A 14164-nucleotide genomic window follows, 5' to 3' on the forward strand; every position below is an offset into this window, starting at 1 on the left:
TACTTCCACTTTTTTAGATTTCTTTTTAGTTACCCATTTGTGCAGCAACTTCTGCAGCGAAATCTTCTTCTTTTTTCTCGATACCTTCACCAAGTTCGAATCTTATGTATTCTACTAATTCAATTGATGCGTCACAAGCTTTGATAGCTTCTTCAACAGTCATTGAGTCATCCATAACGTAAGTTTGTGATAATAAAGCATGAGTTTTATCTAATTGAGAGTTATCTTCAATCCATCTGTTAATTTTACCTTTAACAATGTTTCCAATAATTTTCTCTGGTTTCCCTTGAGCTAATAACTCTTCTTTCATAGCAGCTTCAGCAGCAGCAATAGCTTCATCAGTTAATTGTTGTTTAGAAACAAACTCAGGGATATTTTTAAGAGGTTTACCAAGTCTTACTAACTCTTCATTCTCTTTTTCAATATCAGCAATGATAGCTTTGTTTTCAGATTCAATAAAATCAGCAGCTAAATCTTTATAAGAGATAACAGTTGGTTTCATTGAAGCAGCGTGCATTGCTACTTTTTTTAATAAATCTGCAGTTTTTTCTTTAGCCGCATCATCACATTTTGCAGCTAAAATAACTCCAACTTTACCTAAATGAACATATCCATTTACTACAGTTCCTTCAACATTAACAACTTTTCTAGCTACTAAGTTTTCACCGATAACTGCAATTTTTTCATTTAAATATGTTGTAAAATCTTGACCTTCAATACTTGAAGATGCTAAAGATTCAGCATCTGCAATTGCATTTACTTGAGCATGCTCAGTAATTGCTTTTGTAAGGTTAAGGAATTGCTCATTTTTAGCAACGAAGTCAGTTTGCGAGTTTACTTCAGTCATAGTTGCTTTTGTATTATCTTCATTTACTAAAATTGTAATAATACCTTCTGCAGCTACATTAGAAGATTTTTTAGCAGCTTTAGCAAGACCTTGCTCTCTTAGCCACTTTTGTGCTTCTTCGATGTTACCTTCACATTCATTTAATGCTTTTTTACAATCTAACATCCCTGCACCAGATTTTTCTCTTAACTCTTTAATTAATTTTGGAGTTGCTCCTGCCATAATTATGCTTCCTCTGTTTTTTCTTCAGTCTCTACTGCTTCAGCTTCACCTTCAGCTACTGCTTCAGCAACTACTTCTGCTTGCTCGTCTTCAGATACTGGTGCTTCTTCTCCATTCTCTTCAGCTAATGCAGCTTTACCTTCATTCATTGCTTCTGCCATTTCGTTACAGAATAATTGAATAGATCTAATTGCATCATCGTTTCCTGGAATTGGGAAATCAACAACATCAGGGTCACAGTTAGTATCTAAAGGAGCTACAACTTTGATTCCTAATCTTCTTGCTTCTTGAATAGCAATTTTTTCTTTTACTGCATCTAGAACGAACATCATATCTGGTAATTTATTCATCTCTTTGATTCCACCAAGATATAATTCTAATTTATCTTCTTTTCTAGTAAGCATTAAAGCTTCTTTTTTAGTTAAAAGATCTAATTGACCTTCTTCTCTCATTTTTTTAATAACTTCTAATTTTCTAATTGATTTTTTAATTGTTCCGTAGTTAGTTAACATTCCACCTAACCATCTGTGGTTTACATAAGGCATTCCACATTTGATTGCTGCATCTTTAACAGCTGAACTAGCTTGTTTTTTAGTACCAACAAAGATCATAGTTTCACCTTGAGCTGCTGCGTCTCTAACCACATTATATGTGTATCTGAAATATCTTAACGTCTTTTGTAAGTCGATAATATAAATATTTTTTCTAACACCAAAAATGTATTTTTTCATTTTTGGATTCCATCTTCTTGTTTGGTGTCCGAAGTGTACACCACATTCTAATAGGTCTTTCATTGTAACCATAGTTTTTCCTTGTTTTTTAATTTTTTAGGGTTTAGCCTCTGTGCCCCTTAATGACAAGTACAATCTACTTGACACAACCCGTACCAGGATTGACACATGTGAGGTTTCTATTTAAAATAGAGACGTGATTTTATCTAAATTAGCTTTAATTAAGCTTTAAGTAAGTATATTCAAAAAATTAAATTCTTTGCTTTTTTAATCTTATTTTATTAGCTTTTAAAAATATCATCCATAAAAACCAAAAGCTTATTGTAATACCAATAGCACCATAAATAGCAGGCATAGGATTTTCTAAATTACTTATTGATCCCGCATAAGCAATTACAGATAAATATGGTATTGTTCCCAATGACCATGCAGTAAAAAATCTTTTTATTGACATACTACAAGTTCCAGCTAAACAAGCTGAAATCTCTGGAAGCATAGGTACTGCTCTTGATAAAATTAGTACTAAAATTCCGTGTTTATTAAATAATTCTTTCATTTGCTCAATTTGTTCTTGATCTGAAGTTAATTTATTTAAAATTTTTAGACCATATTTTTTTGATAAAAAATATCCAGTGAAAGAGGCTAGTAGAAGTCCTGTAAAAGTATATAAAAAAGCCAATTCAAAACCTAAGAAATATCCTGCAAGAATAATTATTGTCATTGTAGGAACTGCAATAAATAAGTCTACTAAAAGTAAGAATACAATCAACGAGCCTAAAATATACGATGGTTGAGATTTTAAAGTTTCAAAAATCTCTTTTATATCAGAAATAGTTAATACTCCACTAAATTTTATTAAAAGTAAAGTTGATGTGAAGATTAACATTAAAATCAATACACTTTTAATTAGAATTTTCATCTTTTTTCCGTTTTTTTCTTTAAATTGTAGAAGATTATTAAAAGTGGATTTAATATCAACTTGATAAAATAGATTAATATAAAAAATATATTAATGAGTCATTAATTTAACTAGTATTAAGTTTATATTAACTAAAATTCTATATTCTAAAATTAAGCAAGTTCCAAGGTTTGGAACGACAAAATAGCTTTATTTGTCAACTACTGCTTTTTAGGAAAACTATTAATAGAGGTTTTCATGAATCGAAGCAAAAAAATTATACTTTTAAGTCATTGTATTCTTAATGCAAATGCAAAAGTTCATTCCTTAGCAAACTACAATGGGTGTTTATCTGAACTTATTACTCCCTTATGTGACAAAGGTTACGGAATTTTGCAATTACCTTGTCCAGAGATGTTAACTTGTGGTGTTAACAGATGGGGAATGGTTAAAGAACAATATGAAACACCAATATATAAACAACAATTTAAAAATATGCTACTTCCAATAATCAATCAATTAATTGATTATAAAAATAATGGATATGAAATATCTGCTTGTATAGGCATTGATGGAAGTCCAAATTGTGGTATTAATAAAACTTGTAGCGCTGATTGGAAAGGTGAGATTGATAAATCTTTTGATTTAGAAAAAAATCTTAACTCTTTAAAAACAGTTAACCAAGCAGGCGTTTATATGGAAGTGTTTTTTGATTTACTTGAAAAAAATAGTATAGAACTATCTTTTTATGCTTTAGATGAAGATAACCCAACTGCCTCAGTGCAGAATATATTGAAGGAGCTTTTATGAAAAAAATTTTTGCAGGATTATTGTTGACATTTGGTATATTTGCAAATGCACAACAAGATGTTATTACAGTTGGTTTATGCGCAGCTTATCCACCATTTGAATCAAGAGATGAAAAGAGTGGAAAAATTGTTGGTTTTGATATTGATTTAGCAAATGAGATTGGTAAAATCATAGGTAAAAAAGTTGAAATTAAAGATGCTGAATGGCAAGCATTATTAGGTGGACTTAAAAACGATAACTATGATATGATAGTTAGTGCTATGAGTAAACAAGAAGCTGGTAAAAATAATGTAAATTTATCAGATACTTATTTTTTATTAAATGATGTTTTAGTAGTTAAAAAAAATAATAATAAAATCAATTCACAAAAAGATTTAGCAGGTAAAACTATTGGTGTTCAACTTGGAAGTGGAAGCGAACAAGTTGTTGACAAACTAACTGGACTTGGAAAAGTTGCTAGATATAACTATAACCCAGAAGCATTTTTAGACTTAAAACACAGTCGTATTGATGCAGTTGTTGTTGGTTATGCTTATGCTGTAAATCAAAAAGATTTTAACACAGAGTATAAAATTGTTGATAAACTTGCACCAGCCCAATTAGTAGTTGTTATGAAAAAAGGTAAAGATGATTTAACAAAGCAAGTTAATAAAGCTTTACAAACTTTAAAAGATAATGGTACTTATGATAAATTAATCAACAAATGGTTAGCAGTAAAATAATTGAATTTTTCAGCAGTCTATGATAACTTGGGGTTTCTTTTAGAAGCCTCATGGCTTACTATATACTTATCTTTTGTATCTTTTATTATTGCATTAATTATTGGTGTAATAGTTGGCACTTTTAGGAGTTTTAAAACCAATTGGTTTTTTAATATTTTAATAGGCTCATATATTGAAATTTTTAGAGGTACACCACTACTGGTTCAACTATTTTTTATATATTATGGTTTACCTCAAGTTGGTATTACGATGTCAAGTCATCAAGCTGCTATCATAGGTTTGTCTTTAAATTTTGGTGCATATATGGCTGAAATTGTAAGAGCTGGAATTCAAGCTATTCCAAAAGGACAATATGAAGCTTCTAACTCTTTAGGACTTAGTAGATTACAGATGTTTATTCATATCATCTATCCACAAGCATTTAAAATAGTTTTACCCCCACTTACAAATACATATGCATCTATTTTAAAAGACAGTTCACTAGTTTCAGTTCTTTCAATAACTGAACTTACTAGGGCCGGACAACTTATATATGTACGAACTTATGAACCTTTTGAAATATATTTAACACTTGCAGTTTTTTATTTTATAATGACATACACAATAGCTATTTTCTCTAAATATTTAGAACGAAGAATCAATAGAACTAAATAAAATCTTATAATCCAATCCATAATTTTGTACTTTTTATGATTTTTAAGTAAAATTTTCCAAAAAGGATTTGTATGCTTTTTAATGAAACTTTTAAAGAAGAAAAAATAAAAGTTGATGATATTGAAATAAATTTTAAACATGGAGGAAAAGGTAATCCTCTTGTACTAATACATGGTTTTCCACAAACCCATGTTATGTGGCATAAAGTTGCAAATGAACTTTCAAAACACTTTTATGTAATCTGTCCTGATTTAAGAGCTTATGGGAAAAGTTCTAAACCAAAAGGTTTAGATGATCATTCAAATTACTCAAAGAAAACTATGGCAAAAGATATAATTGAAGTGATAAGTTATTTAGGATTTGACAAATTTTATCTTGCAGGTCATGATAGAGGTGCTAGAGTAGTTCATAGAATGTGTTTAGATTATGAAGATAAAATTTTAAAGGCTTGTGTTATGGATATAACTCCTACATATCACATGTTTAAAAATACAAATCAAAATTTTGCAACTGGATATTACCATTGGTTTTTTCTTATTCAACCAAATGGTTTACCTGAAAAAATGATAGGAGATGACCCAGCGTATTATTTAAAAGAGAAACTTAAAAGATGGAGTGATAAAGACATTCCTTTTGAAGATAAGTTTGATAAAAAAGCATTAAATGAATATATAATATCTTATGATGAAGCTTCAATTCATGGAAGTTGTGAAGATTATAGAGCAGGTGCAACTATAGATATGTATGATGATGAAAAGACAAGAAATAGGAAATTAAATACCCCATTATTGGTTTTATGGGGAGAGAAAGGTTTTGTAAATAAAACCTATGATGTTATAAAAGTTTGGCAAGATTATGCAAATAATGTTCAAGGAAAAACACTTCCTTGTGGACATTTTTTACCTGAAGAAAAACCAAAAGAAGTTATCGAAGAGCTTAAAAACTTCTTCTTATAAACACTATCCTTAAAGGATAGTGAAAATTATGCACTTATTGCATGGCGTATTTCATCTTCATAAACACAATCTTTAATAATATTGTACCCATGGTTTAAGGCTAAAGCAATAGACCCTCCAATGTCACCGGCGATATCACCTGCTAAATAAATACCTTCTGAATTTATATTATGCTCATCAACTAATGGTTTATCGTGTTCATCTAAAAGAACACTACAATTTTTCAAGAACTCTTTTGGTGTCATACCACCTAATGCATAAATTATCCTATCATATTTTTTAATCTCACCATTTGTGTAAAATACTTTGAATTGTCCATTTTCATCTTCAACTTTTTCAATATCAACTCCAAGCATCAGATTAATTTCACCATCTTGGGCACAGGTCATTAAATTTTTTACATTTTTTGGATTTGCTTTTGTTATCTCTTTTTTTCTATAATTAAATGTAACCATATTATCTTGATGGATAAAATATGCATATTCACAGGCACTATCTCCTCCACCAACAACTAGAACCTCTTCATTTCCTTTGCAGTCTGCTATCGTATGATTTGCTTTTTTTCTAAGAGATGATGGGATTTTGTAACTTGGTTTATTTGGTTTTGCCATCTTACCAATTGCAACAACAATATTTTTTGCTAAATACATCTCTTTGTTTGTAGTAATAACTTTATAAAGATTACCATATTTTTTAACCTTAGAAACTTCAGTATTAAATTTTGCATTTATAAGATTTTTTTCTAAAGCATCATCAAAAAGATCTAAGGTACTCTCTTTTGTTCCATCTTCAAAATTAATATGACCTTCAAGATCTACATGAATTCCTTTCCAGTCTTTATCAACTGGTTTATTATCATTAAAATATTTTCTAATAGTATCTGAGTGGTTATCACTCTTTTCTAAAACCAAAATATTTTTTAAACCAAAGATTACAGCTTCACATGAAGTTGCAATCCCTGCAGGTCCCGCACCAATAACGGCTATGTCATAAATTCTATTCATGTCATCCTCCTAAAGGGTGGTTCTTTTTTAAGAACAATTGCGAATACTACAATTATTAAAAGTAGTAAAACCTATTAATCATTTTTTTAATTATACACTGAATGAAAAGTTAAATAGGACTTTTTTTGTCTACTTTTTAATCATCTCTTTTTAAATTGCTACTTATGAACTTTTTATCTTTTTGCTTTTAAATTTTGCTTTTGATAAAATACGCTCAATTAATAAAAAAGAGAACTAATGGATAACAATATAATTTCAAATATAAAAAATGAGATTTCAAAAGTAATTATTGGACAAGGGGATATGGTTGATGCCATATTAATTGGACTTTTAACAAATGGACATATATTATTAGAAGGAGTTCCTGGACTTGCTAAAACAACAACTGTCAAAACTGTGGCAAATGTAATTGATTTAGACTTTAAAAGAGTTCAGTTTACACCTGATTTATTACCAAGTGATATTATTGGTGCTCAAATTTATGATATGAAAACTGGTGAATTTAAAATAAAAAGAGGTCCGATTTTTACAAACCTTTTACTTGCAGATGAGATAAATAGAGCTCCTGCAAAGGTTCAATCTGCCCTACTAGAAGTTATGCAAGAAAGACAAGTTACTATTGCTGATGATTCTTTTTTAGTTGAAGCGCCATTTTTAGTTTTAGCAACTCAAAACCCCATAGAACAAGAAGGAGCCTACTCTTTACCTGAGGCACAACTAGATAGATTCATGTTTAAAATAGTTGTGGGATACAATACAAAAGAGGAAGAGTATGAAATAGCAAAGAGGGTTTCAGCAAATGAGATCTTTGAGATGAATAAAGTTATTGATAAAAATACATTAAGAGATTTAAAAAAAGAGGTTTTAAAAGTTCATATAGATAAAGAACTTGAAGAGTATATTGTTGATATTATTTGTGCAACAAGGGAAGTAGAAAACTACGGACTTGAAGAGATAAAAGATTATATTCAATTTGGAGCAAGTCCAAGGGCAACTATTGATATGTTTAAAGCAGTAAAAGCTATGGCCTTTATAAGAGGGAATGATTATGTAAGTCCAATTGACATTGCTTTAGTTGCTAAAAATGTTTTAAGACATAGAATAATCTTAAGTTATGAAGCAGAAGCTATGGATATAAAAGTTGATGATTTAATTCAAAAAATCTTAGAAAAAATTGACATTCCATAATAGTAATATATGAATTATCACCTAAAAAAAATACTTATTAAGACAAGAAGAAATATCTTTTCAGAAGTTATTGGAAATAACTCATCTTTATTAAAAGGTGAAGGTTATGACTTTATGGAGTTAAAAGAGTATGAGTATGGGGAAGATGTCAAGAAAATCGATTGGGTTATAAGTGCTAAATTTAGAAAACCTTATGTAAAAGTTTTTCATTCTCAAAAAGAGTTAAATATAAATATTATCCCTATTTTAAATGGTTCTATGTATTTTGGTTCAAAAAGATTTAAACAAGATTTATTAACTGAAGTTTGTGCAATTTTAGGGTATTCATGTGTAAAACAAAGTGATCCATTTAGCTCTTTTATAGCAAATGAAAAATTGCAACTTTGTACAAAAAAATCAAAAAGGAATTTTTCTGTTGATTTAATGTGTGATAAAATATTCAACTATCCAAGTTTAGGAGAAAACCTTAGTTACAAAAATATTTGTAGTGAACTTCTTAAAAAGATTAGAAAAAAATCTATTATTTTTTTAATTGGAGATTTTTTAAATGTTAAAGGTTTAGATTTAAGAGTTTTAAGCAGAAAACATGAGATTATTTCGATAATACTAAGAGATCCCTTTGAAGAAGACCCCTTTGAGTTAGGAAATGTAAATTTAATTGATCCAACAACAAATAAAACATTTGAAGGTCTATTAGATAAATCTACAATTTCGAAATATAAAAAAGAGATAAAAAACAATGACCATTTCCTATATGAACATTTCCAAAAGTGCGGAATAAAATTTGTAAAAATATATACAAATGAAGACCCTTTACCTAAATTACTAAGGTTAATGAAATAATGAATGAAATTGAAATACATGATATAAAACAACTTGTTGATATTCCTGATTTTTCATTGTATATCTATTTAACTTTATGGATTTTAGGTGTCATTTTATTTTGTATAATAGTTTTTTTACTTTTTAAATATTTTAAATATAGAAAAAAAGATAAAAGAAAGCACTATTATAAAATCTTAAAAGAATTAGATTTAAATAATTCTAAAAATAGTGCTTATATTATTACAAAATATGCTAGATTATTAGCAATTAGTCAAAGGGACAAGAAACTATCAAGTGAACTTATTGAAGAGTTAGAATCATTTAAATATAAAAAGAAGGTTGAACCTTTAAGTGATGAAGTAAAGATCTTATTTGGTAGATTTATGGATAATGTTGATGTTTGATTTTTTTACTAATTTACGTTTTGAATTTCCTTTCTTTTTAATTTTAATACCTTTATTTATAATCTGTTCAATATATTGTAAGGCAAAGATTCCTACATATATAATTCCCCATTTAGCAATTTTTGAAAATAGTAAACACAAAAGTGCTTTATTAATAAGTTTATTAAAATATTTTATTGTTATTGGCTCTGTTATAGCTCTTAGTTCACCTTATAAACAATTAGATACTCAAATCATAAAAAATGATGGTATAGATATAGTTTTAAGTTTAGATACAAGTGGTTCTATGAAAGAGTTAGGGCTAAATAAAGATAATAAAAATGAAAATAGATTTACAGTAGTTAAAGATATTGTAAAGGATTTTTTACCTAAAAGAGCCAATGACAATGTCGCTATTGTAGTTTTTGGAAGCTCAGTTATGATGGCTACTCCATTAAGTTTTGATAAAGAAGCCCAAAAATCAATAATTGATTATTTAGAAGTTGGAATTGTTGGAGATAAAACAGCCTTACTTGATTCCCTTGCAACCTCAGTTAAAGTATTAAAATCTTCAAAAGCAAAATCAAGAATTATAATATTACTTAGTGATGGAGAAGATAATTCTAGTACAATCCCTTTAGAAGTGGTTATAAAACTATTAAATAAATACTCAATAAAAGTTTATACTGTTGGAATTGGAAGATCTAATAGAATTATGTTAAATACAATTGCAAAACAAACAAATGGAAAATCTTATATCGCCTATTCAAAAGATGATTTAAGTTTAATATACCAAGAGATTGATAACTTAGAAAAAAGTAAAATTGAAAACAATAAAATCACATTGAAAAATTATTTATTCTTTTTTCCATTATTTTTTGCTATCATTTCACTGATACTTTTTATATATTTAAAAAATAGGCAATAATATGGCAAAAATAAGTAATGAATTAAATTCAATTTTAAATGAAAATAAAGACCCTGTTGAGGAAGAGCATTCACCTTTAAATTTTATCTTACTATTGATTTTTGCTGTTGTAGCAATCTATTTTGCAGTGATGTATTTTGATATAAAAAATGAAAAAAACAATTCAAATGATACAAAAAAATACGAAAAAATCATAAAAGAAAATATTGTATTAAATGAGAATAATAAAAAAATTCAAAAAGAACTTGATGAATTAAAAACAAAAAAACAACCTATTAAAATTGTAGAAAAAAAAGTTGAAATTAAAAATACCCAAGATTTAGAACAACTAAAACAAGAGAATAAACAATTAAAACTTAAAATTGAAAAATTGAAAAATACTCAACAAAATATCCCTGTAACAAAAGTTGAAGCTAAAAATTTTAAACAACTTTATTTTAGTGAAAACTCGCAAATTTTAAAATGTTATGAATATGAAAGTGCATCAACAACTATTCCAAATAATTGTTCTACTAAATTTAAAGATTTTTTAAATGAAAACCAAAAAGCTTTAAGATTTCAAGTTATTCCTGTTTTAAGTTCAAAGGATATAAAAGCCTTTGAAAAATTTGACGAAAATACTCAAGACCTACTACTAAATGGTGTATCTATAAAAAGAGTTTCTGAACTTTTATGGGAAATGAAAAAAATTCTAGGAAATGATATAATATTAACTTCAAATAGCTATTATGTAAAATCAAAACAAGACAATAGTGGATTTATATTAAAGGCTTATTATTAGTAATAGGATAATTAATGCAAAAAAATAAAGAAGAACAGTTAAAAGAGGCTTTAACAAAAACTTTAAGTAAAGATGATATTCAAAAAAAATTAGAAGAAGAAACAAAAAATATAAAAGAAGAAAAGAATACAAAAGAAAAAGATTCTGATGAAAAAGAGGCAAATAAAAAAGAAGAGAATGAAACAAAAGAAGAGGTAAAAATACCTTTTATAAAAGATAAAGAGCATGATGAGGAGAAGGAATCAAATCTTTTACTTTATCTAGTTTCTATTGTTGCAGCTTTACTTTTAATATTAACAGTATATTTATTTACAAGTGATAACTTCAATACAAAAACAATCAATGTAGAAACTGCTGACACACAAGAACCAAAATCAAATGAAATCAAGCAAGTTGTAAAAGAAGAACTTGATAAAGTTGTAAAAGAACTTGGTGATGAAATTGAAAAAAAAGCTGAAAAAGAGGATGACTCTAAGACTATTGTGGAAAATATTAAAGAGCCAAATGAGATTGTAAAAACAGTTGTTCAAAAACAAATTGTTGAAAAAGAGGTTATATTAGAAAAAGGAAATTTCAAGAAATACTATAACTCCTTAAAATTTGCTACCTTAAAATGCTACGACTTTGAGAAAGCTAACTCTAAACCTGATGAAACATGTCTAAAGCAACTAAAACCTTTTTTAGATAAAAATAAAGATGCAATAAGATTTGAAGTGATTCCAGTTATGGCAAAAGATGATAATCAATTATTTGAAGGGATGAAAAAAGTTTTAAATACTGATAACAAAAACTATGTTGAAAAAGTAAAAGAATATATGTTAAGGGGACTTTCAAGACAAAGAGTTCTTGAAGTATCTTGGAAAATAAAAGAGATTTTAGGGGAAGATATAGTTTTAACCCCTACAAACTATTATGTAAAATCAAAAGAGAATAATAAAGGGGTTTTAATTAGAGCATACCATTAGATATGCTTTAAAACCTCTTCTTTATCAACAAGAGGAAACTTTTTATCATAAATTATTTGATAAGGTTCATCACCTTTTCCTAAAATCAAAACTACACTATTAGAGTTTTCTTTTCCTAAATCTATAGCTTTTTTAATAGCTTCTTTTCTATTTATTTCAATTATTAGATTATCTTTATTTTTAATTCCCTTACAAATATCTTCAATGATTAAATCAGGGTCTTCAAATCTAGGATTATCACTTGTTACAATAATAGTTTTTGCAAAATTAGAAGCTACTTGTCCCATAAGAGGTCTTTTTTCTTGATCTCTGTCTCCACCTGCTCCAAATACTACAATGATATCTTTATGGTTAAAACTTTGTAAAACCTCTTTCATACCATCAGGAGTGTGGGCAAAATCAACAATAACAAAAGGCTCTTCACTTATAGTTTCCATTCTTCCACTTACACCTGCAAAACTATCAACTACTTCACAAATCTCTTCAAGTTTTTTTTCACTTACAATGTCAACTGCAGCAACTGCAGCTAGAAGGTTATAGATATTAAAAATACCCATCATTGAAGATGAAAAAGAGTACATCTCTTCAATTTTTGAAAACATCACATTCATTCCATTTTTAAATGAATATGCTGATACATTATAAGTTGATGGATTTTCCATACCATAAGAGTATCCATTTTTAGGATTAAACTTAACTACTGGATCATCTTTGTTAATAAGTTTTTTTGTTTCATCACTTAAAAAAGAGTTTTTTACATTGATATACTCTTCAATACTTTTGTGATAATCTAGATGGTCTCTAGTTATGTTTGTATGAATTTTAAGCTCAAACTCTAAGCCTTCTATTCTTTTTTGCTCAATTGCGTGGGAACTAACTTCCATTACAAAATATTCGCAACCATTGTCAATAGCTTTTTTTATGTGTGCAAAGTTTCCAAGTTGAACTGGAGTTGTAAGAGTATAATCTTCCATTTTTTCATCATTTATGAAAAAACCTCTAGTTCCTTGTAAAGCAACCTTATATCCAAGATCAAGAAGTATTGAATAAATAGCTGCTGCTGTAGTAGTCTTTCCATTTGTCCCAGTAATACCAATAACTTTGATACTACTCATATCAAGATGATTATTTAAGTCTTTAGCCTCAACAAACTCTTTGCATCCATTTTGTTTTGCAGATTCAATAAACTTCTCGTTTTGTTTTGAGATGACAAATATTTTTGATTCATCAACTTCTTGTGAATTATCAGTATAAATCTTATTGTTTATGGTTAGTTGCAAATTTTTTCTCTTCTAATTTCTTATATAACTCTTCAATTTTTGTATCATATGCAAAATATTCATTGAAACCATCTAAATATGAATATGCAGTGCTACGAAAATCATTATCAATTAATTTATTAACAAAATCAAAAAAATCCTCTTTTGATTCAATTGCAACCTTTGTAGAAAACATTATATCTTCAAAAGCTACTTTAAAAGAACCACGTGATTCAATCAATTTTTTAAAATCTTCATATCTAATTGCATCCAAATTATCAACTGTCGAATTAGTTAAGTCTGAGAGGATTTCCATCATCTTATCTACATCACCATCATATGCATTTATTGTATCTTCTACATAAGCAAGTGCTTCTTCAATATTTTCATCCTTAGCAACACTAAAATAATCAAATAAAGACAAAGCTTTATCTTCATCTTCACTTGCAATATCACAGAATAAGGCATAAACTGGATATTCTTTATTGCTAGGAAAGTTTGATGATAGTTGTGAATATAAAAATAAAGCCTTATCAAATTTCTTTTCTAGAAAAAATGAATTTGCTTCATTCAATAATCTACTCTCATTTATCATTAAAGCTCCTGTAAATTGTTTTCCATTCCTTGAGGAACACTTATTATTTCCAAATCGGGATGGATTGCTGATTTTAATTCTTTTTCAACTATAAATTTTAAAGTACTAGAACTTGCACTACAACCAACGCACGCACCTTGTAGTTGAATAAATACTTTTCCATTAATTATATCTAAAAGTTGAATAGCTCCCCCATCTCGTGCTAGCATAGGCGCTATTTTATTCTCAACTATAGAACTAACTGGTGGTCTTAGGTCTTCATCGCTAAATGGTATCATTTTTTTCTTTTACCTCTTTTGCTTTTTTATTTACATAAACTATTCCAATAGCAGTAAAAATTAAAATTACTGCTATTGTAGAAAAAATAAATGTTAATGTAACTTCTTGTTCAAACAT

Annotated in this window: 18 protein-coding genes; 10 read left to right on the top strand and 8 right to left on the bottom strand. The window is 28.0% G+C overall.

All coding sequences use genetic code 11. The features are described 5' to 3' along the window. Positions 1–25 precede the first annotated feature (25 nt). The 3 genes from tsf to AC2TY9_RS15410 form a co-directional block, all read right to left on the bottom strand. Positions 26–1069, bottom strand: coding sequence for a translation elongation factor Ts (tsf, locus tag AC2TY9_RS15400; RefSeq protein ID WP_489778467.1), 1044 nt, complete (start codon positions 1067–1069; stop codon positions 26–28). Between the two features lie 2 nt (positions 1070–1071). Then, positions 1072–1872, bottom strand: coding sequence for a 30S ribosomal protein S2 (gene rpsB / locus AC2TY9_RS15405; RefSeq protein WP_489778468.1), 801 nt, complete (start codon positions 1870–1872; stop codon positions 1072–1074). Between the two features lie 178 nt (positions 1873–2050). Next, positions 2051–2719 carry a TVP38/TMEM64 family protein gene (locus tag AC2TY9_RS15410; protein WP_489778470.1) on the bottom strand — a complete coding sequence of 223 codons (669 nt, stop codon included), beginning with the start codon at positions 2717–2719 and terminating at the stop codon, positions 2051–2053. 237 nt (positions 2720–2956) lie between these two features. On the opposite strand from AC2TY9_RS15410, the gene AC2TY9_RS15415 reads away from it, so the two are divergent. From AC2TY9_RS15415 to AC2TY9_RS15430, 4 genes are all read left to right on the top strand, one after another. Continuing rightward, positions 2957–3508 carry a CD3072 family TudS-related putative desulfidase gene (locus AC2TY9_RS15415; RefSeq protein ID WP_489778471.1) on the top strand — a complete coding sequence of 184 codons (552 nt, stop codon included), beginning with the start codon at positions 2957–2959 and terminating at the stop codon, positions 3506–3508. Beyond that, positions 3505–4230 (top strand): ABC transporter substrate-binding protein, encoded by a 726-nt coding sequence (locus AC2TY9_RS15420; protein ID WP_489778473.1) that lies wholly within the window; start codon positions 3505–3507, stop codon positions 4228–4230. The genes AC2TY9_RS15415 and AC2TY9_RS15420 overlap by 4 nt, the downstream gene beginning before the upstream one ends. Beyond that, positions 4231–4884 carry an amino acid ABC transporter permease gene (locus AC2TY9_RS15425; protein WP_489778474.1) on the top strand — a complete coding sequence of 218 codons (654 nt, stop codon included), beginning with the start codon at positions 4231–4233 and terminating at the stop codon, positions 4882–4884. It begins immediately after the preceding gene. 71 nt (positions 4885–4955) lie between these two features. Continuing rightward, positions 4956–5840: an alpha/beta fold hydrolase gene (locus AC2TY9_RS15430; RefSeq protein WP_489778476.1), complete on the top strand. Its 885-nt coding sequence runs from the start codon at positions 4956–4958 to the stop codon at positions 5838–5840. 26 nt (positions 5841–5866) lie between these two features. Here the strand turns inward: AC2TY9_RS15430 and AC2TY9_RS15435 are convergent, their stop codons facing one another. Next, the gene (locus AC2TY9_RS15435; protein ID WP_489778478.1) at positions 5867–6844 is read right to left on the bottom strand and encodes an NAD(P)-binding domain-containing protein; all 978 of its coding nucleotides are present in this window, start codon (positions 6842–6844) and stop codon (positions 5867–5869) included. Positions 6845–7081: 237 nt separating this feature from the next. On the opposite strand from AC2TY9_RS15435, the gene AC2TY9_RS15440 reads away from it, so the two are divergent. The 6 genes from AC2TY9_RS15440 to AC2TY9_RS15465 are packed head-to-tail and all read left to right on the top strand — an operon-like array spanning position 7082 to position 11914. Next, positions 7082–8032, top strand: a complete 951-nt coding sequence (locus tag AC2TY9_RS15440) for an AAA family ATPase (RefSeq protein WP_489778480.1) — start codon at positions 7082–7084, stop codon at positions 8030–8032. A 9-nt stretch (positions 8033–8041) separates the two neighbouring features. Further along, on the top strand, positions 8042–8875 hold the full coding sequence (locus AC2TY9_RS15445) for a DUF58 domain-containing protein (protein ID WP_489778481.1): 834 nt from the start codon (positions 8042–8044) through the stop codon (positions 8873–8875). Further along, complete coding sequence (locus AC2TY9_RS15450) at positions 8875–9261, top strand: hypothetical protein (RefSeq protein WP_489778482.1); 387 nt, start codon at positions 8875–8877, stop codon at positions 9259–9261. The genes AC2TY9_RS15445 and AC2TY9_RS15450 overlap by 1 nt, the downstream gene beginning before the upstream one ends. After that, positions 9254–10168: a vWA domain-containing protein gene (locus AC2TY9_RS15455; protein WP_489778483.1), complete on the top strand. Its 915-nt coding sequence runs from the start codon at positions 9254–9256 to the stop codon at positions 10166–10168. The genes AC2TY9_RS15450 and AC2TY9_RS15455 overlap by 8 nt, the downstream gene beginning before the upstream one ends. A gap of 1 nt (position 10169) precedes the next feature. Then, positions 10170–10949 carry a hypothetical protein gene (locus AC2TY9_RS15460; RefSeq protein ID WP_489778484.1) on the top strand — a complete coding sequence of 260 codons (780 nt, stop codon included), beginning with the start codon at positions 10170–10172 and terminating at the stop codon, positions 10947–10949. A gap of 14 nt (positions 10950–10963) precedes the next feature. Then, positions 10964–11914, top strand: a complete 951-nt coding sequence (locus AC2TY9_RS15465) for a hypothetical protein (RefSeq protein ID WP_489778485.1) — start codon at positions 10964–10966, stop codon at positions 11912–11914. Here AC2TY9_RS15465 and AC2TY9_RS15470 read toward each other — a convergent pair. Genes AC2TY9_RS15470 through AC2TY9_RS15485 form a run of 4 tightly spaced genes read right to left on the bottom strand, consistent with a single transcriptional unit; the run spans position 11911 to position 14164 of the window. Then, positions 11911–13194, bottom strand: coding sequence for a UDP-N-acetylmuramoyl-L-alanyl-D-glutamate--2,6-diaminopimelate ligase (locus AC2TY9_RS15470; protein ID WP_489778486.1), 1284 nt, complete (start codon positions 13192–13194; stop codon positions 11911–11913). The genes AC2TY9_RS15465 and AC2TY9_RS15470 overlap by 4 nt on opposite strands. Continuing rightward, on the bottom strand, positions 13172–13768 hold the full coding sequence (locus AC2TY9_RS15475; protein WP_489778487.1) for a hypothetical protein: 597 nt from the start codon (positions 13766–13768) through the stop codon (positions 13172–13174). The genes AC2TY9_RS15470 and AC2TY9_RS15475 overlap by 23 nt, the downstream gene beginning before the upstream one ends. Further along, positions 13768–14046: a NifU family protein gene (locus tag AC2TY9_RS15480; RefSeq protein WP_489778488.1), complete on the bottom strand. Its 279-nt coding sequence runs from the start codon at positions 14044–14046 to the stop codon at positions 13768–13770. The genes AC2TY9_RS15475 and AC2TY9_RS15480 overlap by 1 nt, the downstream gene beginning before the upstream one ends. After that, positions 14033–14164, bottom strand: a complete 132-nt coding sequence (locus tag AC2TY9_RS15485) for a hypothetical protein (RefSeq protein ID WP_489778489.1) — start codon at positions 14162–14164, stop codon at positions 14033–14035. The genes AC2TY9_RS15480 and AC2TY9_RS15485 overlap by 14 nt, the downstream gene beginning before the upstream one ends.

The sequence above is a fragment of the Arcobacter sp. ISO1 genome (assembly GCF_058105185.1).